General features: G+C 57.4%; 1 protein-coding gene. It reads left to right on the forward strand.

What is annotated here, in order from left to right:
- On the forward strand, nucleotides 1-271 hold a 271-nt coding region (gene ruvX / locus ACYP03_RS26195), incomplete at its 5' end, for a Holliday junction resolvase RuvX (RefSeq protein ID WP_459782699.1).
- Nucleotide 272 lies beyond the last annotated feature (1 nt).

The following is a 272-nucleotide window of genomic DNA, read 5'->3' on the forward strand; positions in this document are numbered from 1 at the left end:
ATGGCAACCCGATCTGATTGTGGTTGGCCTGCCGCTGGATGTTTACGGCCAGGAGCTGGAAAGTATCACCCCACGCGCCCGCAAATTTGCCAACCGCCTGCACGGCCGGTTCGGATGCCAGGTCGAATTACATGATGAACGCTTGAGTACAGTCGAAGCGCGCTCCGATCTGTTTGCCCGCGGCGGCTACCGCTCGCTCAGCAAAGGCACTGTCGACTCTCAGTCTGCTGTCGTTATCCTCGAAAGCTGGTTCGAACAGCAATACGGTTGAT

The sequence above is a fragment of the Photobacterium sp. R1 genome (genome assembly GCF_054600795.1).